The 20,150-nt window shown below is 39.7% G+C and carries 17 protein-coding genes; 11 read left to right on the top strand and 6 right to left on the bottom strand.

The annotated features are described in order from the left end of the window. Window positions 1-415: 415 nt before the first annotated feature. Genes B4B65_RS04575 through B4B65_RS04560 form a run of 4 tightly spaced genes read right to left on the bottom strand, consistent with a single transcriptional unit; the run spans window position 416 to window position 7,144 of the window. Window positions 416-2,185, bottom strand: coding sequence for a RagB/SusD family nutrient uptake outer membrane protein (locus tag B4B65_RS04575; protein WP_293913785.1), 1,770 nt, complete (start codon window positions 2,183-2,185; stop codon window positions 416-418). 11 nt (window positions 2,186-2,196) lie between these two features. Beyond that, window positions 2,197-5,520: a SusC/RagA family TonB-linked outer membrane protein gene (locus tag B4B65_RS04570; RefSeq protein WP_201678039.1), complete on the bottom strand. Its 3,324-nt coding sequence runs from the start codon at window positions 5,518-5,520 to the stop codon at window positions 2,197-2,199. A gap of 22 nt (window positions 5,521-5,542) precedes the next feature. Continuing rightward, window positions 5,543-6,574: a FecR family protein gene (locus B4B65_RS04565; RefSeq protein ID WP_293913782.1), complete on the bottom strand. Its 1,032-nt coding sequence runs from the start codon at window positions 6,572-6,574 to the stop codon at window positions 5,543-5,545. Between the two features lie 39 nt (window positions 6,575-6,613). After that, window positions 6,614-7,144, bottom strand: coding sequence for a sigma-70 family RNA polymerase sigma factor (locus tag B4B65_RS04560; RefSeq protein ID WP_293913780.1), 531 nt, complete (start codon window positions 7,142-7,144; stop codon window positions 6,614-6,616). A gap of 262 nt (window positions 7,145-7,406) precedes the next feature. On the opposite strand from B4B65_RS04560, the gene B4B65_RS04555 reads away from it, so the two are divergent. From B4B65_RS04555 to trpA, 9 genes are all read left to right on the top strand, one after another. Further along, a complete protein-coding gene (locus tag B4B65_RS04555) occupies window positions 7,407-8,777 on the top strand; it encodes a dipeptidase (protein ID WP_293913778.1) in 1,371 nt (456 codons plus the stop codon). 94 nt (window positions 8,778-8,871) lie between these two features. After that, window positions 8,872-9,615 (top strand): lysophospholipid acyltransferase family protein, encoded by a 744-nt coding sequence (locus B4B65_RS04550; RefSeq protein WP_293913776.1) that lies wholly within the window; start codon window positions 8,872-8,874, stop codon window positions 9,613-9,615. Between the two features lie 25 nt (window positions 9,616-9,640). Beyond that, window positions 9,641-10,399, top strand: a complete 759-nt coding sequence (locus B4B65_RS04545) for an ABC transporter ATP-binding protein (RefSeq protein ID WP_002996703.1) — start codon at window positions 9,641-9,643, stop codon at window positions 10,397-10,399. Window positions 10,400-10,535: 136 nt separating this feature from the next. Then, a complete protein-coding gene (locus tag B4B65_RS04540; RefSeq protein WP_002996718.1) occupies window positions 10,536-10,757 on the top strand; it encodes a DUF2795 domain-containing protein in 222 nt (73 codons plus the stop codon). A 94-nt stretch (window positions 10,758-10,851) separates the two neighbouring features. Next, window positions 10,852-11,301 (top strand): hypothetical protein, encoded by a 450-nt coding sequence (locus B4B65_RS04535; RefSeq protein ID WP_293913714.1) that lies wholly within the window; start codon window positions 10,852-10,854, stop codon window positions 11,299-11,301. Window positions 11,302-11,531: 230 nt separating this feature from the next. Further along, the gene (trpD, locus tag B4B65_RS04530) at window positions 11,532-12,518 is read left to right on the top strand and encodes an anthranilate phosphoribosyltransferase (protein ID WP_293913712.1); all 987 of its coding nucleotides are present in this window, start codon (window positions 11,532-11,534) and stop codon (window positions 12,516-12,518) included. Then, a complete protein-coding gene (locus tag B4B65_RS04525; protein ID WP_293913710.1) occupies window positions 12,518-13,162 on the top strand; it encodes a phosphoribosylanthranilate isomerase in 645 nt (214 codons plus the stop codon). The genes trpD and B4B65_RS04525 overlap by 1 nt, the downstream gene beginning before the upstream one ends. Beyond that, window positions 13,143-14,327 carry a tryptophan synthase subunit beta gene (gene trpB / locus B4B65_RS04520; RefSeq protein ID WP_293913708.1) on the top strand — a complete coding sequence of 395 codons (1,185 nt, stop codon included), beginning with the start codon at window positions 13,143-13,145 and terminating at the stop codon, window positions 14,325-14,327. The genes B4B65_RS04525 and trpB overlap by 20 nt, the downstream gene beginning before the upstream one ends. 3 nt (window positions 14,328-14,330) lie before the next feature. Next, window positions 14,331-15,104 carry a tryptophan synthase subunit alpha gene (gene trpA, locus B4B65_RS04515; protein ID WP_293913706.1) on the top strand — a complete coding sequence of 258 codons (774 nt, stop codon included), beginning with the start codon at window positions 14,331-14,333 and terminating at the stop codon, window positions 15,102-15,104. A 243-nt stretch (window positions 15,105-15,347) separates the two neighbouring features. Here trpA and B4B65_RS04510 read toward each other — a convergent pair whose 3' ends face one another. Together B4B65_RS04510 and B4B65_RS04505 are read right to left on the bottom strand one after the other, a co-directional pair. Beyond that, the gene (locus tag B4B65_RS04510; protein WP_293913704.1) at window positions 15,348-15,782 is read right to left on the bottom strand and encodes a PepSY-like domain-containing protein; all 435 of its coding nucleotides are present in this window, start codon (window positions 15,780-15,782) and stop codon (window positions 15,348-15,350) included. 28 nt (window positions 15,783-15,810) lie between these two features. Continuing rightward, the gene (locus B4B65_RS04505) at window positions 15,811-16,257 is read right to left on the bottom strand and encodes a PepSY-like domain-containing protein (RefSeq protein WP_293913702.1); all 447 of its coding nucleotides are present in this window, start codon (window positions 16,255-16,257) and stop codon (window positions 15,811-15,813) included. Between the two features lie 149 nt (window positions 16,258-16,406). On the opposite strand from B4B65_RS04505, the gene B4B65_RS04500 reads away from it, so the two are divergent. Together B4B65_RS04500 and B4B65_RS04495 are read left to right on the top strand one after the other, a co-directional pair. Further along, window positions 16,407-16,862, top strand: a complete 456-nt coding sequence (locus B4B65_RS04500) for a hypothetical protein (protein ID WP_293913700.1) — start codon at window positions 16,407-16,409, stop codon at window positions 16,860-16,862. Between the two features lie 83 nt (window positions 16,863-16,945). Then, entirely contained in the window at window positions 16,946-20,146 is a 3,201-nt protein-coding gene (locus tag B4B65_RS04495) for a carboxypeptidase-like regulatory domain-containing protein (RefSeq protein WP_293913698.1), read from the top strand. The last annotated feature ends 4 nt before the right edge of the window (window positions 20,147-20,150 follow it).

Here is a 20,150-nt window from a genome sequence, read left to right as displayed (position 1 = left end):
TGGTATGGTTTAAAATATTTCAAATAGGTAAATAACCACCACGAAGATATAATTATATTATCTTCCATTAATAGCCTTAACTAAAATTTAACACTGTTTAAAGCTTAAATCTTTAGTATCACAGTAAATAGATGTCATTTACAACATTATTCCACAAAAATTTTACATTTTGTTTAACAAAAAATCTTTTTTAACGGATTTCATTAACCAGATTTTTAGAAATCTGGAATACTTGCACATTTATATGAATATTAATACTACCGGAAGAGCAAATTTGGTTGGAATGTATTACATTAAGTCAGAGTGCTGACAGGTAGATTTTTCAGAAAACAGGAAAGAAAAATATCGGAATAGAGATAACATCTTTATGAAAACAAAATAGGCTGTTCAAATGAGCAGCCTATCTATATTTAGTTTATTGAATAGTCGGATCAAAACTCCCGCCCCAATCTTTATTTTGGATGATTTTCGGGTTTTTATCAATGACCGATTGTGCTATCGGAAAGAAATAGTAGGTATCCGGTACCAGATTAACTTTATTTCCGGTATTTGGCACCTGCAATACACTATATTTAAATTGATTTTCCTTCAATTGATATGCTTTTGCTAAGGCCGAAGCTTCTTCCAGATCCATTTCCGTACCACTGCTGTTGATGGCTATTGCCTCTACACCATATTTAGTGGTATTGTTCAACACATTCAGTTTTCGTGATCGTCTCAGATCCCAGAAACGATGCCCCTCAAAGCAAAACTCGATATTACGCTCAGCCAATATTGCATCCCTCATCTGTATTCTGTTTGTCGCTGTAATACCGTAGTTACCATCTGCTCCGGACTCAATTCCTGCCCGCATCCGGATTTGTTTCAGAATATCCAAAGCTGTATTAAAATCGCCTGTTTCATTTGCTGTTTCTGCATAATTCATCATGACCTCAGCAAATCGCATCAGTACATAATCGACATCATATTGAGTTTCCACCTCCGTTTGCTTAAGGGATAGCTTAGAATTCTTCAGGATAAAAAATCCGCTGTACCGGTTCAAATTCTCAGATGGAGTATTAGCTTTCGGATTTACACCAAAATTATCCAGATCAGCCGCTATACCTACTGATGTATATTGGCGTTTACCTGCTTTTCCTGACACCTCATATATTTTTCCGTTCCATACGATAGATTTATCAAATCGGGGATCTCTATTTTCCCAATAGGACTGTAAAAACACAGCATCTGATTTATAATATTTTCCTGCCGGATCTGAGAAGAGTCTGCCATCCTTCATAGGAAAAGCCTTTACAAAATCCCAGGAAGGAACTGCTCCTGCCGCTCCCCTGCTCTCTGAGCCCGGCCGGACTCCGTTATCCCAGGCAGCTACTTTATTTGGATAAGCATTTATAACAGCAAATACCACTTCAGAACCCTTTTCCTGTAACGCAATATTGGCGTAATCCGGGGTCAGACTATAACCATTCGCTTTGAGCCTGTCATACGCAGCCTTATTCGCAGTATGTGCATCTGCCCAATATCCATTGTCATATGGGTTATTCGGATTGAATTGTGGGGAAGCTTTGTACAACAGCACTTTCGCTTTAAATGCCACAGCAAAATTACCATCTATACGACCGTAATCAGCAGAACTTTTTGCAATAGTCGGTGGTAACAGCGCAATCGCTTCATCCAGATCTTTAATGATAAATTCAAAACATTCTTTTGTTGTATTCCGTGACGTTTCCAGATCGTCATTTTCCAGATCCTGCGGAACGGTAATATAGGGTATTCCACCATGATACTTCACCATATTGAAGTACATATAAGCCCGCATAAAAAGCGCCTGACTTATCATCGAATTTTTAAAACTTACAGATAAAGTGGTATTCTCTCTCACCTTCTGGATTGCCGTATTGATACGTCTTATCGTGGTATAATCCCAGGCTTTGTATGCTGTATTATTTACCGTTACTGCATCTAAAGGAAAAGCTATTCCAATCAGTTGCTCAGAATTATTATCCGCCCCTGAATTCCAGTTTCCAAACAATGGATACAGGTTAGTGACATATGCTTTCACCAGATTCGAATCGCTCCAGACTTTACTCTCATCGAGAGAATTTAAATCGTCAATATCTAAGACATTTTTACACGACCAGGTGGTCAGTACCAATGCTATAATGGGATAAAATATATTTTTCATGTTGATTTCAGTTAAAATTTAACATCCAGGCCTAATGCGAAAGTTTTCATAACAGGATAGGAATCGTACATCTTTTGCTCCGGATCATGAAATTCAGTCATCGGCGAGAATACAAACAGATTGGTTCCGTTAAAAAATACACTCACATTTTTAATTTTCATCGCATTCGTAACGGACTGCGGCAAGCTGTAGGAGATATTGAGATCTCTTAACCGCAGGTATGCCCCGTTACGTATCCAGAAGCTTGAAACTCCCGTTCCGGATTCCTGCCAATTCGACCCCACAACCCTTGGGTATGCTGCATCTGGATTTTCTGCGGTCCAGACATCGCCTGCCCAGATCGGGTAATAAGGACGGAATGTACCTCCATGCTGGCGTATACCACCACCTTCCTGATTGCTGATAACACGATCGTATGCCATGACACCCTGAAGTAAGGCGGAGACAGAAAGACCCTTCCAGCTCGCATTTAAACCAAATCCATAATTGATGCGAGGAGTATTATCATCGGAAAGGAGCATCATATCGTTGTCATCTATTTTGCCATCAGGTGTATCCGAATAATTAGCTCCCCGAATATCTTTATACAAGATCATGCCCAGATACGGATCACGGCCATAGGTCTTAAAACCCTGGTTTTTCAAAGCATCCAATTGTTCCTGTGTTCTTACCAGATCAATAGCTTCCAGTCCTACAATACGATTTTCAGGTCTCCCTACCCTCGATTCAAAATTGCGGGTTCCGCCTACTGCAAATGCAGGCTCCTCATCGTAAATATCCCAACGGTCTTTGGCATAGCCAATATTTGCAGTCAATCCGTAAGACACCTCCCCTAAGCGGTCATTCCAGTTGAGGGAAAATTCGCCTCCTTTATAACTTCTTGCTGCATAATTCTCCGGCGCCAGCTCCCGACCATAGTTATCAGGAACTTTCAATGATCTGGGACCTAAAATATTCGTTTCTTTTCTACTGAATACATCCAAAACACCGGTCAGTTTATTATTGATCAAACCAAAATCCACCCCGATATTAATACTTTTAGAAGTCGTCCAGGTTAGATTTTGAGTTGGTGTAGCACCATACGCAATACCGTTGTAGTAGCGGTCACCAAACATATAGCCGCCTGCAGGTCTGTACTTCTCCTGATAAAGAAATTGTCCGATCCGCTCTGCATTCACATTTAGATCGTTACCAGTAGTACCATAAGATGCTCTCAATTTCAGGTCGCTGAATGTATTCTTAATATCAGAGAAAAATTGTTCTTCCGAGATCCTCCATGCTGCTGACATAGAAGGAAAAAATCCCCAGCGTTTATCTCCAGGGAATAATGGAGATCCATCGTAACGGAATGAAAACTCAGCAATGTATTTATCTGCGTAATTGTAATTGGCTCGTCCGATAAAACCACGTCTGGAATTGATACTTTCATAGGCGTCTGTTGCTCTGAAAGTTCTGTCTGTCGGATAAATAAACATCTGATCGATACTAACAATCGGATTTTCAGCACGTGAAGTTACATAAGTACCTCCGGCTTTGAACTGCTCGTAGACAACCAAGGCATCAATAGCATGTTTGTTAAAACGCCGGTTGTAATTCAGGAACCAGTTGACCTGATATTCCCATTCCCGCTGTGGAGCATAATCCATGAAAGGCTGTGCCTGACTGAAAGTAAAGATATTCACTTTATCTTCCGAAGGTGGCGCCGGAATAAACCGGTTTCCATCCGGATTCAAAGAGGTAAATGTATAATTCTTCTGAAAAGTCATAAAGCGCTTGCGCATATAATCCTCCGCTAGATAACTGCCCACTACCTTTGTAGAAAGTCCCTCTATAAGCTTATCCAGTTTATAATTCAATGTCATAATCGGATTTACCTGACGCACCTTGCGATCGATATACCGGTTACCCACTACCTGATCGATGACATTCCATGCCTGCCAGCTTCCCATCGGTGTCTGAACAGGGTATTCCGTAGCTGTGTTACTCGGTGAGCCATCCTTATTCAGGTAGAATGGATACATCTTTGGCCAGTTGAATGTCACACGGTAAAAATCAGACACATCAAAATCATCATCATTGGAAGAAGTACTGAATGGCCAGTAAAACCGCTGCGAATTAATCTGATTAGCAGAGATATTGACATCTATTGTAAAATCATCTGTTATCTTAGCACTGACATTACTTCTCAAATTGAATTTTTCGTGATTTAAAGATTTATAGGAGCCATTTTCTTTACGATAACTGACCAGATTGTAATACGTAATCCTGTCACCGCCTCCCGATACAGAAATGGATTGACGGTGACTGAAAGGATTTCTCCAGATCACATCATTTACGCTATAAACCTTATCTTTAAAATAATCAAATTCCTCCTGGCCATTAGGTGCCACCCAGGGCTGCGACCTGGAGCCATTTTCCCAGAGAAATTGAGAAACTCTATTTTGGTATGTTAATTCATCTGCTGCTGTAGTGATATCAGCGAGCAACGTTTGTGTTGGTGCTCCAAAATTGTAATTACTTTGCACATTGAACACAGGCTCCTGAGCAGTTCCTTTTTTCGTAGTTACCACAACAACCCCATTACCTGCTCTTGTACCATACACCGCTGCCGTAGCCGCATCTTTCAAAAAGCTCATCTGATCAACTTCATTCGCTTCCAGTGCATCAAAGGCAGCTTTATCCCGTACTATACCGTCTATGACATACAAAGGCTCTGCAAAGCTTCCCCGAATTCTCAGACTCGATGATGCTCCGGCCATGCCCGAGGTATTCGTTACATTAATACCTGCTGCCCTTCCTGCCAGCGTATTGGAAAGATTAGAAGGTGCAATATTCTTCAATTGCTCCGCATTGACGGAGGCTACAGATCCTGTAATATTAGCTTTTCGCTGTTTTCCGTATCCTACGACCACGACCTCTTCCAGACTCGCCTGATCCTGTTCCAATGCAACCGTTATAGCTACTTTGTCCTTCGAATCAATATTATAGTTACTTAATGTCTTAGTTTTAAAACCCAGATAACTGACCGTGATAACGTATCCCTGTCCTTCAGGAATACGATCAAAAGAGAAAATTCCCTCTGTGTTCGTCGTGTTGACCTGTTTGTACTTTGTGGTCGGATTTTCAATAACGACAGTGGCTCCCGTAATCGGATTATTTTCCGAATCGCGAACGACTCCGTGCACAGAAGCAGCAGATTGTGCCAGCACAACCTGGCTGCTCACACAGAGCGCTCCTAAAATTCCCAACCGTAGTGGACAGTTAATCCGCGGGCTCTTAAACCGTAAGAGCAGCATCGTCAGCATCTGATGCTTTTTAGATAGAAAGATGTTCATAATTGTGATTTTGTTTTATTGATTAGTGTTGGAGATTGGTATAATTTATATCTGCATGATGTAGGTAGTTTAGTTCTTTAATAATTTCCTTGTACACGTGACTGCTGTTCACATAGACCCCACTGTAATACTTATCTCTGATCTTATCCTGATCGTATTGTAATTTTATATTATAGTTTTGCACCAGAAGATCCAGTACATCTTTTAAGGCTATATTCTGGAATCGGATATTTTCCCTATTCTGCACAAAGTATCCGCCCCGCCCTTTGCCTGTTGCCTTGACTTCTTCAAGGACCTTTAAATCCTTATGATCCAATGTTATCTCTTCATTAGGCTCATAGGTACGGATCAATTTTCTGGAATTTTTAACATCTTCGGCCTTTACCTCTATTTTACCTTCCAGCAATTTGATGTTTGTTTGTGTAGATCTTAGTTCATCTATAATAAAGATCGTTCCTAATGCAGTGGTAGTTACGCCATTAGAATGCACCCGAAAGGGTTTGCTTTTATCTTTAGCAACCTCAAATCTGGCTTTCCCTTTGAGATATAATACTCTTTCTTTCAGGTGTCTGAAATTTTCAGCATATTTAATTTCCGATTTGGGATATAACGTAATGACCGAACCATCACTTGCGGTCAGCGACATATTTTCATTTCCGGAATTGATATAGTAAAGATTACTGACTTCGGTACTGTCTGCAGTTAGGGTTGCTAAATCTTTCCGATCTGCAGGAAAACTTTCCTCGGAACGATTCAGAAATAAGTAGATACCAAAGAAAAAGACCAATAATGCCGCCACCCCTGATAGTTTAACAAGCATTCTTCTTCTAAAAGATATTTTTCGCTTACGTGCGATAGCAGCCAATATTTTTGCGCGAATCTCCTCCTCCCCGCTGTATTCGAGATCTCCCTTTGTTTCTTCCCATTCCTCCCGGGGTAAGAGCTGATCCAGTGATGTCCCTAAATACTGAATGTAGTTTTCCAGATATTCAGCCTCTTCAGCTGTGCATTTATTGGTTAAATAGCGATTGATTAGGTCTGTCGTAATCTTCATACATAAAGAATACTGCAGAAACGAGGCTTACCCCCAAAATTATTTTAAAAAAAATAAAATGTATAAAATGAACAGAGTCTTTTTCAATGCCTTCAGAGCTAAGGCGATATGATTTTCAACAGTTTTAGGGGAAATAGATAAGCGATCAGCAATTTCTTTATAGCTCAAGTTTTCGAGCCTGCTCAACAAAAACACTTCTCTTCTCGAGGCAGGCATACGCTCCACTGCCCGTTTGTAATTTACATTCATCTCCTTCAAACGATACAACTCTGAAGGTGTTGGCACCTCATCCTGCACGTGCCGTATTTCCACTATCATCTGTCTTTTTCGCTCTTCTTTGACGACATCCAGCAACGTCGTGCGGGCAATACAAAAGATCTGCGCCTCGATGTCGACAGCAATATTTTTATGAAAAAGGTTGTCCCAAAGCTTAATAAACACACGCTGTACTGTTTCTTCTGCAATAAATGCTGAAGAAGTTTTGCACAATGCATATTGATAAACCTTTTTATTCCATTTTTCAAATATCAGCTCAAACTCCGGTATCGAAATCAAGGTTTGGTTAGACATGGTTTAAATCAGTGTAGTCACTAATATAATAATTAATGATTATTCATGATAACATCAAATCAATTATTTTCAAAAATGAAATTCAAATTTTACAAAAGACATATATAATTAATTAAAAATTTAGAAACACATCAGTAAAAAAGCTTTATTATTTAGAAATTTTTAATACATCCATCACCTCTGAATTTGACAGACAATCTTTATCAGCGGGTTTCCAATAACCAATAGTTTACGTAATTTTGGAACCAAATACATTCATGTTATGCAAAATATAAAAGAATATGTAGAAGCAAATAAACAACGTTTTCTTGACGAACTGTTTGATTTGCTAAGACTTCCTTCAGTAAGTGCAGACCCTAAATTCAAAGGTGATGTAGAAAAAACAGCTGAATTTGTTGCTCAAAAATTGCGTGATGCCGGTGCAGATCAGGTAGAAGTATGCCCTACTGCCGGCAATCCTATTGTATATGGTGAGAAAATCATCGATCCGTCATTACCTACAGTATTGACTTATGGTCACTATGATGTGCAACCTGCAGATCCATATGAACTATGGGAGACTCCTCCGTTTGAACCTACTGTCAGAGATGGTAAAATCTACGCCCGTGGTTCTGCAGATGATAAAGGCCAGTTTTATATGCATGTCAAAGCATTCGAATACATGATGAAAAATAATGCTCTTGCATGTAATATTAAATTCATGATCGAAGGTGAAGAAGAAGTGGGATCAAAAAATCTGGGAACTTTTGTTAAAGAAAACAAGGAGAAACTGAAAGCTGATGTCATCGTTATTTCAGATACATCTATGATCAGCATGAAACAGCCTTCATTAGAAACAGGACTAAGAGGACTCTCTTATGTAGAAGTAGAAGTGACAGGTCCTAATCGTGATCTTCACTCTGGGGTATATGGCGGTGCAGTGGCTAATCCGGCAACTATTCTATCCAAGCTGATTGCTTCTCTGCATGACGAAAACAATCATATTGCTATCCCGGGATTCTATGATGATGTAATCGAACTGACAGCCGAAGAACGTAAGGCTCTTAACGAAGCTCCTTTTGAGATCGAAGAATACAAAAAAGACCTTGGCGTAGATGAGCTTTGGGGAGAAAAAGGTTATACCACTATTGAACGTACAGGTATCCGTCCTACTCTGGAAGTCAACGGTATCTGGGGAGGATATATCGGAGAAGGTGCAAAAACCGTACTTCCTTCAAAAGCATTTGCGAAAATCTCCATGCGTCTGGTACCCAATCAAAATTCTCAACGCATTACTGATTTGTTCAAAAAACACTTTGAATCCATTGCTCCGGACTATGTAAAGGTAGAAGTAAAACCTCATCACGGAGGTGAGCCTGTAGTAACTCCTACAGACAGTGTCGCTTATAAAGCTGCTGAAAAAGCGTTGAATGATACTTTTGGAGTAAAACCAATCCCAACACGTGGAGGAGGCTCTATTCCTATTGTAGCACTTTTTGAAGATGTACTGGGCATCAAAACCGTATTACTCGGCTTTGGTCTGGACAGTGATAATCTTCACTCTCCGAATGAAAAATACGGAATTGAAAACTACTTAATGGGTATATCTACTATTCCGCTGTTTCACAAATATTACGCTGAATTAAGCAAGTAAAATAACTGCACCTTAACAATATTGAAGTTAATCTTTGATTTGTTAAGGTGCTTTACTCTTGTTTAACAATAAATCCTTCATTATATTTGGTTCCATGGTTAGAATATGGAAAAAAGCCCACCGGATTTGTTATTTTAGTTCTGTTCTCTTTTTCTTTATTCTGTTTTTCCCGGTTCTTTATTTCTTTACCCGAAAACCGCTCAGGTATTATCATCAGATAGCCTATTGTCGCAAGTGGATCAGTTTACTGAGTGCCTATTGTGTCGGAATACGATTTAAAACGACATATGAAACTCCCATCGACTGGAGTAAAACCTATATTTTATGTGCTAATCATACGTCTGTATTAGACATTACCACACTCAGCCATATCTGCCATCAGTCCTTTTCATTTCTTGGAAAAGCCGAATTACTTAAAAATCCGGTAACGAGAATTTTCTTTAAGACCATAGACATTCCGGTAGACCGTAAGAGTAAAATTGCGTCCTTCAGAGCGTTCAAAAAAGCAACCCTAAATCTGCAGGTCGGCAAGTCAATAGTTATTTTTCCGGAAGGTCGTATTGATGACTCCTACCCTCCTGTACTGCATAAATTCAAATCCGGTCCATTCCGTATGGCGATAGAAAATAATATCCCGATCATACCAATCGTTATTCACAATGCATGGGATATCTTGTGGGATGACGGAAGAAGGAATGGCTCCAAACCCGGCAAAATATATTCTACGGTATTATCTCCGGTAAGCCCGGAAGGGTATACAGAGGAAAATATAGAAGATTTTCAGGAATTGATCTACGAAAAGATGAAATCCTATTGGGAAATAAAGAAATTATCGTAACTTTTGACCAATAAACAGGTTACAGATGGCAGATAACACCCTCATCCAAATAACAGATATAGGCAGGAAATACATTATTGGCTCAGAAACCATTCATGCACTTAATTCAGTTTCTCTTTCTATAAAAAAAGGAGAATTTGTTGCACTGATGGGCCCCTCGGGATCTGGAAAATCTACACTGATGAATATCCTGGGTTGTCTGGATACGCCATCAAAAGGTGAGTATGTATTAAATGGCATCAATGTAAGTCAGATGACAGAGAACGAGCTGGCTGAAGTCCGTAACAAGGAAATTGGTTTCGTTTTCCAAACCTTTAATCTGCTTCCCAAATCAACAGCTCTGGAAAATGTAGCCTTGCCCCTGATCTATGCCGGGAAATCCAAAAAAGTCAGAGATGAAAAAGCGCTGGCTACCCTGACAAGTGTGGGACTGGAACATCGTACCGATCACAAACCCAATGAACTCTCCGGAGGACAGCGCCAACGTGTAGCAGTAGCCCGTGCGTTAATCAACGATCCATCCATTATATTAGCCGATGAACCTACGGGAAACTTAGACACCAAAACATCTATTGAGATCATGGGGCTGCTGGAAGATATTCATGCCAAAGGAAACACCATTATTCTGGTCACGCACGAAGAAGATATTGCACAACATGCACATCGTATCGTACGTATGCGCGACGGATTAATTGAAGATGACTACCCGAATACCAATATTAAATCTGTATCGCCAAGATTGGCCGCGTTGAATGCTAAAGGCTCTGATTTTGAAAACATTTGAGTCTGAAAAACGGACTGATTTCTTTTCAAATAACAAACTTGTTACTACAAAAAAAATAAATTACAAACGAAAGACTTGGATAAGTCAAATTAAATATTACTTTTGCCAAAAAACGAAATTTTAAATTATCAGATATATGTATTGGACATTAGAATTAGCTTCGCACCTCGAAGATGCCCCATGGCCAGCAACTAAGGATGAATTAATTGACTATGCAATCCGTTCAGGAGCCCCTGTAGAAGTTATAGAGAATCTCCAAGCCTTAGAAGACGACGGTGAACCGTATGAGAATATCGAAGAAATTTGGCCGGATTATCCAACCAAAGATGACTTCTTTTTCAATGAAGACGAATATTAACGAATCATAAAAACGCCTTAATCTAATTAAGGCGTTTTTATTTAGCGGACTAATCTTTTGGCTCTTTTGCGAGTCAAAACCCTAAATATCTGTTATGCGAAAATATATTTTTGCACTTGGTTTGTTTTGGATCATTCCATTTCTAAGCCTTGCACAATCCTCCGATAAAGATCTTCCCTACATTCGTAAGTTTGTCCACGATTTGTCTGTAGACAGCATTGCGACAGATGTATTGCTCAGCCAGTATGTCACCGTCAATAAAGAAGTCGATGACGATTACCTGGATTATCTGGTCGTCAGTCTGGATGAAGTAAGATTAAATATTCAGAATAAGAATATAAACGAAATTGAATACCTAAACTGGAATCAGATTCCTAAAAAAGAAACCCGCGATATAGACCCAGAGGGATTGGATGTCAACAACATGTACTTTCTGAAATATAAAGGACGACAGGTCGTAGCCCTGTATCTGGAAAACGGAAAAATAGCATCTTTCACTCTTGTCTCAAAAGGAAACAGAACAGCACATTTTGTCACCTATTAGTATATTTGACAAAAACGTTTATTTTTTTTCTAACAAAAAGTTGTTTTTTTAGAAACAATGCATCATATTTGTCATAACGATAATAAAAATGAAATCAATAAGTGTAAATAAAGCATGGTGGTGGCACAACAGTTAATGTTGTGGCAACTGTCTATTGCTTGAATTATTTACATATCAAAGAATAGTGGGCTTGCCTTTTTAGGTAAGCCTTTTTTTGTTTTAAATCCTATATGAAAGAGATATTAGCACATTTATTTGAATACAAAGCCTTCACCCGCAAAGAGGCTTACGACATATTGATCAATATAACAGAAGGAAAATATGACACGCACCAGGTTGCAGCCTTCATGACTGCATACGGGATGCGCAGCATACGTGTAGAAGAACTTGCCGGATTCCGGGATGCTATGTACGATCTCTGCAAAAAACTGGATCTGAGTGCTTACCGGCTTATTGATCTGTGTGGTACCGGAGGAGACGGCAAGAATACATTTAATATCTCGACTTTAGCTTCCTTTATTGTAGCAGGAGCAGGATATCAGGTCGCCAAACACGGCAACATAGGTGTATCATCAGGATGTGGTTCTTCCAATGTCATGGAGTATCTCGGCTATAAATTTACAAATGATGAGGGAGAAATACGAAGGCAGCTCGATGAGGCTAACATTTGCTTCCTGCATGCCCCGTTCTTTCATCCGGCAATGAAAACAGTGGCTCCTATCAGACGTGCATTGGGTGTAAAAACATTCTTCAATATGCTGGGTCCCCTTACTAATCCTGCGAATCCACAGTTTCAATCCGTAGGTGTATTCAGTCTTGAACTGGCCAGATTGTATGCTTATCTATATCAAAACACGAACAAACAATACGCAATACTGCATGCTTTAGATGGCTATGATGAAATCTCCCTTACCGGAGACTTCAAAGTAATAGACAATAAAGGAGAGCATTATTATACAGTAGCACAGCTTGGATTCGAGCCAATACATCCTGAAGCAATCTCTGGCGGAGATACGGTAGAAGAAGCCGGTAAAATCTTTATGGATATCCTCAGCGGAGGAGGAAATGACATTCAACAGAATGTGGTATTGAGTAATGCGGCAATTGCCATACAAACATTTAATCCGGAGAAAACATTTGCCGACTGTTATTATGAAGCTGAAGAATCTTTATTAGGTAGGAAAGCATTGAATTCTTTCAAAAAATTAATAAACTAATGAATCATCCCGTAAAAATCAAAATCTGTGGCATGAAGTATCCGGAGAATATCCAGGAAACAGGTTTGCTGAATATCGATTATATGGGATTCATTTTTTATGAAGGATCAAAGCGTTATATAGCAAATCTGTCTGCTTCCGATATTGATGTGCCTGATCGCATACAACGTGTTGGAGTATTTGTAAATGCTTCCGCCGAGACCATCAAAAATAAGATCCGGTCCTATGGACTTCATGCAGTACAACTACACGGGACAGAATCTCCGGATCTGTGTGAAGAGTTAAAAGCATCCGGAGTCCTTGTCATCAAAGCATTCGGAATAGACAGCAATTTTGACTGGAAAACCCTTAATGAATATACAGAGGTCACAGACTATTTCCTTTTTGATACAAAAAGTGATCAGCATGGAGGTACAGGAAAAACGTTCGATTGGGATATTCTGCAGAATTACTCTTTGCAGAAGCCTTATTTTCTGAGTGGAGGATTAGGCCCTGACAATATCAGCGATGCCCTGCTAACAGATGATAAAAGGTTATATGCAATTGATCTGAATTCAAAATTTGAGTCAGAACCGGGATTAAAAAAAACAGAATTATTAAAACAAGTAGTGAAAACAATTAAAAATGAGCAAATATCAAGTTAACGAAAAAGGATACTACGGCCCGTTTGGAGGCGCCTATATTCCGGAGATGCTTTATCCAAATGTAGAAGAACTACGTCAGCAATATCTCAACATAATTAAGGAGAAAAGTTTTCAGGAAGAATTCCAGTCTTTGCTTCGTGATTATGTAGGGCGACCTTCACCTCTTTACCTGGCAAAACGACTTTCGGAAAAATATGGTGCCAATATCTATTTAAAAAGAGAAGATCTGAATCATACCGGTGCTCATAAAATTAACAATACAATAGGTCAGATCTTACTTGCTGAGCGCCTGGGCAAAAAAAGAATTATTGCAGAAACCGGAGCCGGACAACACGGTGTCGCTACAGCTACAGTATGTGCGCTCAAAGGACTGGAATGTGTCGTATATATGGGTGAAGTCGATATCGAGCGTCAGGCACCTAATGTGGCCCGTATGAAAATGATGGGTGCACAGGTTGTAGCAGCAAAATCAGGAAGCAGGACTTTAAAAGATGCAACCAATGAAGCGCTGCGAGACTGGATAAACAATCCCGTAGACACGCATTATATTATCGGATCAGTGGTCGGACCACATCCGTACCCGGATATGGTTGCTAAATTCCAGTCTGTTATATCTGAAGAAACGAAAAGACAGTTAAAGGAAAAAACAGGAAAATCCAATCCGGATTATGTACTGGCTTGTGTCGGTGGAGGATCCAATGCAGCGGGTATGTTTTACCATTATCTGGATGAAGAAGATGTAAAGATCATAGCAGTAGAAGCAGCTGGACACGGCGTTGATTCCGGAGAAACAGCTGCTACGACGGTCTTAGGAAAAGAAGGGGTATTGCATGGCAGCCGTTCCATATTAATGCAAACCGAGGACGGACAAGTAATCGAACCGTATTCTATATCTGCAGGGCTTGATTATCCCGGTATAGGCCCCCAGCATGCCTGGTTATTCAAAAGCGGACGTGGACAATATGTAAGCGCAACTGATAAAGAGGCTATGCAGGCAGGACTTCAGTTAACCCGTCTGGAAGGTATAATTCCGGCCATTGAGAGTTCACACGCACTTGCACATCTGGAGAAGATGAGCTTTGATGGTTCTGAGACAGTGGTCGTTTGTCTATCAGGACGTGGCGATAAGGATCTGGATAATTATATGAAATACTTTGGATTTTAAATTATGAACGAGAAAAAATATACATTCCCTTCTATAACAGACCAACCTTTACTTTCTATTTATTTTACAGCCGGATATCCTACGCTGGAAAGTACAGTAGAAATAGCAGAAGCTTTGGAAAAATCAGGAGCAGATTTTCTGGAAATAGGTTTCCCTTACTCTGATCCTGTGGCAGATGGCCCCGTGATCCAGCACAGCTCTGAGGAAGCATTGAAAAACGGAATGACACTGCATAAACTTTTCGAGCAGCTACGTATATTGAGAGATCGGGTCACGATACCCGTCTTCCTGATGGGTTACGTCAATCCGGTATTGCAATATGGTGTTGAAAACTTCTGCAGATCGTGTCAGGAAGCCGGTATTACAGGAGTCATTATCCCAGACCTTCCGATGTATGAGTATGAAGAACTCTATCAGGATATATTTAAAAAATACGGGATCAGCAATGTGTTTCTGGTAACACCACAGACCTCGGATGAACGGATTCGTAAAATAGACAAACTATCAACCAGTTTTATCTATCTTTTATCCTCTAATGCAGTGACAGGCAATAACCTTAATGTAGGTGATGACACTACTGCATACTTCAGTCGTATCAAAGCTTTGGAACTGGAACATCCACTAATTGTCGGATTTGGTATTTCTTCCAGAGAAGCATTTGTGCGGACAACTTCAATTGCCGACGGAGCTATAGTAGGAAGTGCCTTTGTCAAATTACTGGCTCAGGAAAACTACATGGAAAAAATTCCCGGTTTTATAAAAGATTTGAAAGCATAAAAGAAAAGCCCGGATCGGGCTTTTCTTTTTTAATACCTGATTATACTCTTTTGATTAATTTAGAGTATACCTTATATAAAGCAACTGCTGAGCTTAATAGAAGCGCGGTGCATATAAACAGGACAGTAGGATTTGTGATCAATTGTTCCATTACAGTTCAATTTTAGGTTTGCATTTTGGTTTATATTCAATGTTATAACCAATATAAACAAGACACAAAAAAATCACAAAAATCAGCCGATGCTATTTATCCACATTTTTAAACTCTCCGTTAAGATCGAATACCAGTTCTACTCCATTATTAAGCTTTATTTCCTGCTCCATTCGATCTAATTCCCATTTTACAACAAAGAAATTCTTATAATTTACAGAAACATATGTGGATAACTTTTCAGGAATAACGGAATCCGGAAGTCTTTTTGTATTACCATCAATCCCATAAATATCTCCGGCTTTGTTAAAATCCAGTTCATAACCAGTTGATAAATAGACTTCGTAATACGAATTACTATCCCCCTTATCCTGTTCTACCCTACTGATATGAGCATCAGAAAAATGTACTGCAATATAATCCTGTACTTTGGAAGGCAATTTAGTAGGATCCATTACTTCATCCTTATCACAGGCCACAAAGACGGTCAATAGTATCATCAGAGGTGCAATTATTAATTTTCTCATATTCTTGTTTTATATAGCTGTAAACTGATTAATCCAATTTTTTACTGATTACGGAACCATTTGCCCCGAATACCACATCATAATCCTGGGCATTACTTTTCAGACTCACTTTATAGGTCACTTTACCTTGCTGATCTATACGATCTACATCATCTATGCGATATCCTTTAAAGTCCTTCTTAATGGAAGCAGACACTGCTGCAGGAAGATTTTTAGCAGACAGTTCCTCCTTATGCTGATAAAGTTTTCCCTCAGGAGTGAACAATGCTGTATGATCTTTACCTGTCAGACTCGTCTTGAACTCTACTTCATACATACCATTTGATTTAATTTCCCAATCACTGAATTTAGCACTTTTAAAATGTTGCTTATATGTATTCAGGATTACTGCCGGTACCTGAGCTTCTTTGATATCCTGTGCAAATGCAAATTGCATACCACATACTACTGCCAGTGTTAAAATGATCTTTTTCATAGCCTGCTTTTTTATATTTAATTGTTTAATACTACAAAAGTATATTTCAATTTAGGAAAGAATTAGGATAAGTCTGTACAGGGATAACTTTTTTGTCACATATCTGATTTTAAGTCAGAGTTCTGATTTTTTTACTACATTTGTAAATTATGCGAAAATGGATTGCAACCTTATTAGTATTGATTTACTCGCTTACCACGAGTGGAGCATCCTTTTATTTCCATATTTGCGGTAATGATCAGGAACATATTATTTCCGTTTCAGACAAATCATCACACAAAAATTGTCCTCTTTGCACCAAGAAGTCATCTTCCGAATCAGCAAAAAAGAGTGGATCCTGTCATAAAGATTCCAAACCTGACAAGAAACATGTCTGCAAAGATGTCGTCGTTGATCTGGAAAAAGCATCAGACAACTATTACTCCAATAATAATCAAATCAAGAATTTCAATTTATTTACACCATCAATAATTACATTATTCTGGGTTTATAATTTCAATATTTTTGAAGAATTGGGGATAGAGCATCAAATTGCTCAAACTGACACCACAGCACTTGTCCGACAGCAGGACAGTTATCTCCTCCATTGTAATTTCCGGATTTAGCATTAATTGTATCTCCATATTAAACAGGTTTCTGACATAAAGAAGAACTCCTGTATTTTATTTATACAATTAATGATTAAAAAATGAAAGTATTCAATATACTACTGTTGCTGTGTGCAATGGTAACGTTGCCTGTATTTGCACAGACAGGCAAGCAGGATACCACCGTTACTTTTCAGGTAAAAGGAAACTGTGGAATGTGTAAAAAAAGAATTGAAAAAGCTGCTATTACTGCGGGAGTGCATCAGGCATCCTGGAATAAAACCAAGGAGTCAATTACGGTAACATATAACCCTGCGAAGGTCAGATTAAACAGTATTAAGCAACACATTGCGGCGGCTGGTCATGACACAGAAGGTATAAAAGCAGATCAAAAGGCTTACGATAATCTTCACCAATGCTGTAAGTATGAACGTACACAAGCTGCTCCGCCCCCCATTACCGAACCCGAGGAAATGTCAAATCACAAACAAGACAGTACAGCTACCTTTAAAGTAAGCGGTAACTGTGGAATGTGTAAGAAAAGAATCGAAAAAGCAGCCCTGACAAAAGGTGTTGAACAAGCAACGTGGGATGAAAGCACCGGAATAGTCTCTCTTCAATATGACAGTTCCAAAATAAAATTGTTGCAGATCAAGCAGAATATCGCAGCTGCAGGACATGATACGGAAGAAGTAAAAGCAGATGATAAAGTATATGACAGTCTTCATGAATGTTGTAAATATGAACGTCTCGCAGCAGAGCCTACAGATCCGGTATCCCTAGCTAATACAGGTTCTGCAGTTGGCCGCGACAGTACAATTACGTTTGCAGTAGCCGGAAACTGCGCTATGTGTAAAAAAAGAATAGAAACTGCAGCTCATACAGCAGGTGTTAAGTCAGCTGTCTGGGATATCAACACAGGTCTACTGACCGCCACCTACGATTCTTCCAAGATTAAACTGGGACAGATCAAGAAAAATATAGCAGAAGTAGGACACGATACAGAAGGTATGAGAGCAAACGATGAAGCCTACCTGAATCTCCATGAATGCTGTAAACACGATCGTCTGCAGGAAAACGGAGCGGAAAATGTATCTGTAGCAGGAAAAAGCAAAGATGAAGTAATGGGAGTCGTGGTCGAGGAAAGCAAAAATGGATCCCTGACCCCTATCCCATCGGTAAATGTGAGATGGCTGGAGAAAAAAGACAGTCAGACACTAACCAATGAAAACGGAGTTTTTAAGATCAGACATGAAAAGGGTTTAACAAAGCTTATCATTTCATTTGCCGGAATGAAATCTGATACAATAACAGTAACTGATCTGAATAAAGTTCTCGTAATACATGCAAAAGAGAATGTCCTTGCTGAGGTCGTTGTATCCCGTTCCCGTAAGACAAGTTATGTATCCAACATGAATCCCGCACGTGTGGAAGTACTGACTTCCAGAGAATTGTTTAAGGCTGCCTGTTGTGACCTGAGTGAGAGCTTTGAAACCAACGCTACTGTAGATGTAATCAGCAATGACGCTGTCACCGGAAGTAAGCAAATTCAAATGCTGGGCTTGAGTGGTATTTACACACAACTCACCGTAGAGAGCCTACCCGGTCCCCGCGGATTAGCGACTCCACTCGGATTGAATAGTATCGCAGGTCCCTGGATTGAATCTATACAGATCAGTAAGGGAATAGGATCTGTAGTAAATGGCTATGAGAGTATGGCCGGACAGATCAATGTAGAACTGAAGAAACCTCAAAATTCAGAAAAGCTTTACTTCAACGCCTACGCAAACAATATGGGACGTACAGATCTGAACCTTAACCTTTCTCAAAAAATCAGCGACAACTGGTCCGTAGGTTTGTTGTTACATGATAATTTTATGTACAATAAAGGGATGAACTTCAGCAATAACGGCTTTCGTGACCTGCCTGCCGGTAATGTGTTTTCAGGAGTCAACAGATGGACCTATCAGAATGGAAAAGGGCTTATTGCACAGTTCGGAGTCAAATATTTAAAGGATGACCGTACCGGAGGACAAATTGATTTTGATGAGAAAACAGATAAGCTTAGCACAAACAGGTATGGACTGGGATTTGACATTAACCGATACGAAGGTTTTGCAAAGATCGGTTATGTATTTGAAGGCAATTCTCATCGGAGTATAGGTTTACAGCTTTCAGGAACATACTACGATCAAAAAAATTATTTCGGAACACGCACTTATAATGCAGAACAAAAAAACGGGTATGCAAATCTGATTTATCAGGACATTATAGGTACAGTAGCCCATAAATACCGGACAGGACTTACACTGACGTATGACAATGTGGACGAGACACTTGCTGGCACAGACCGCTATCTCCGCAAAGAAGTTGTATCTGGAGCTTTTGGGGAGTACACGTATAGTCCGAATGAAAAATTCGATGCCATACTGGGTATGAGAGCTGATTACAACTCACTGTATGGATGGTTTGGAACACCACGTGCACAACTTCGATATCAGCCTGTCACAGGTACCACATTACGGTTAAGCTCCGGAAGAGGACAGCGTACTGCGAATATATTTGCAGAGAACATGTCCGTATTCGCAAGTAGCCGGGCATTGGTGATCCGATCCGAGAATCGTTTTGATAAGGCGTACGGCCTTCGTCCTGAGGTATCCTGGAATACAGGATTAAGTATAGACCAGACGTTCCGTATGTTTGGAAGAGAAGCTACGGCATCGATGGAACTATTTTCCAATCACTTCCAGAACCAGGTAGTCGTAGATTATGAAAACCCAAGAGAAATTGCCTTTTACAATCTTACGGGTAAATCATACTCCAACAGCTTGCAAGCTGAACTCAGGTTTATGCCTGCACCAAGATTCGAAACACGTATGGCTTACCGTCTGCTGGATGTCCAGACAGACTACGGAGATCAGCGGTTGAGCAAACCTTTATTAGCCAAACACAGAGGCTTTATGAATCTTGCATATACACTGGAAAGCGGATGGAATTTTGATTACACCTTAAATATTGTTGGTCAGAAAAGACTGCCTTCTACCGCAGCCAACCCGACTCCATATCAGCTGGAAGAATATTCACCTGCTTATGCCACTATGAATGCACAGATAAGCAAAACATTTGGAGCATCCAAAAACTTTGACATCTATGTAGGAGCAGAAAATTTCACCAACTATTTTCAGAAAAATCCCATCCTGGCCTATGACGATCCCTTCGGGAATTATTTTGACACCAATATGCTATGGGGACCACTTTCCGGAAGATTATTCTACACAGGAATACGATACTTTATCAAATAAAAAA

The sequence above is a fragment of the Sphingobacterium sp. UBA5789 genome, from assembly GCF_002418355.1.
GTDB lineage: Bacteria > Bacteroidota > Bacteroidia > Sphingobacteriales > Sphingobacteriaceae > Sphingobacterium.
Note: the sequence above shows the minus strand (reverse complement) of the source record. Positions and strands in the feature narration are given on the sequence as shown.

Coding starts and splice junctions, on each gene's coding strand:
- B4B65_RS04540 (WP_002996718.1), top strand. CDS start 10,536: ATGTATTGGACATTAGAATTAGCTTCGCACCTCGAAGATGCCCCATGG.
- B4B65_RS04570 (WP_201678039.1), bottom strand. CDS start 5,520: ATGAACATCTTTCTATCTAAAAAGCATCAGATGCTGACGATGCTGCTC.
- B4B65_RS04510 (WP_293913704.1), bottom strand. CDS start 15,782: ATGAGAAAATTAATAATTGCACCTCTGATGATACTATTGACCGTCTTT.
- B4B65_RS04525 (WP_293913710.1), top strand. CDS start 12,518: ATGAATCATCCCGTAAAAATCAAAATCTGTGGCATGAAGTATCCGGAG.
- trpA (WP_293913706.1), top strand. CDS start 14,331: ATGAACGAGAAAAAATATACATTCCCTTCTATAACAGACCAACCTTTA.
- B4B65_RS04565 (WP_293913782.1), bottom strand. CDS start 6,574: ATGAAGATTACGACAGACCTAATCAATCGCTATTTAACCAATAAATGC.
- B4B65_RS04560 (WP_293913780.1), bottom strand. CDS start 7,144: ATGTCTAACCAAACCTTGATTTCGATACCGGAGTTTGAGCTGATATTT.
- trpD (WP_293913712.1), top strand. CDS start 11,532: ATGAAAGAGATATTAGCACATTTATTTGAATACAAAGCCTTCACCCGC.
- B4B65_RS04575 (WP_293913785.1), bottom strand. CDS start 2,185: ATGAAAAATATATTTTATCCCATTATAGCATTGGTACTGACCACCTGG.
- B4B65_RS04550 (WP_293913776.1), top strand. CDS start 8,872: ATGGTTAGAATATGGAAAAAAGCCCACCGGATTTGTTATTTTAGTTCT.
- B4B65_RS04555 (WP_293913778.1), top strand. CDS start 7,407: ATGCAAAATATAAAAGAATATGTAGAAGCAAATAAACAACGTTTTCTT.
- B4B65_RS04500 (WP_293913700.1), top strand. CDS start 16,407: ATGCGAAAATGGATTGCAACCTTATTAGTATTGATTTACTCGCTTACC.
- B4B65_RS04545 (WP_002996703.1), top strand. CDS start 9,641: ATGGCAGATAACACCCTCATCCAAATAACAGATATAGGCAGGAAATAC.
- B4B65_RS04495 (WP_293913698.1), top strand. CDS start 16,946: ATGAAAGTATTCAATATACTACTGTTGCTGTGTGCAATGGTAACGTTG.
- trpB (WP_293913708.1), top strand. CDS start 13,143: ATGAGCAAATATCAAGTTAACGAAAAAGGATACTACGGCCCGTTTGGA.
- B4B65_RS04535 (WP_293913714.1), top strand. CDS start 10,852: ATGCGAAAATATATTTTTGCACTTGGTTTGTTTTGGATCATTCCATTT.
- B4B65_RS04505 (WP_293913702.1), bottom strand. CDS start 16,257: ATGAAAAAGATCATTTTAACACTGGCAGTAGTATGTGGTATGCAATTT.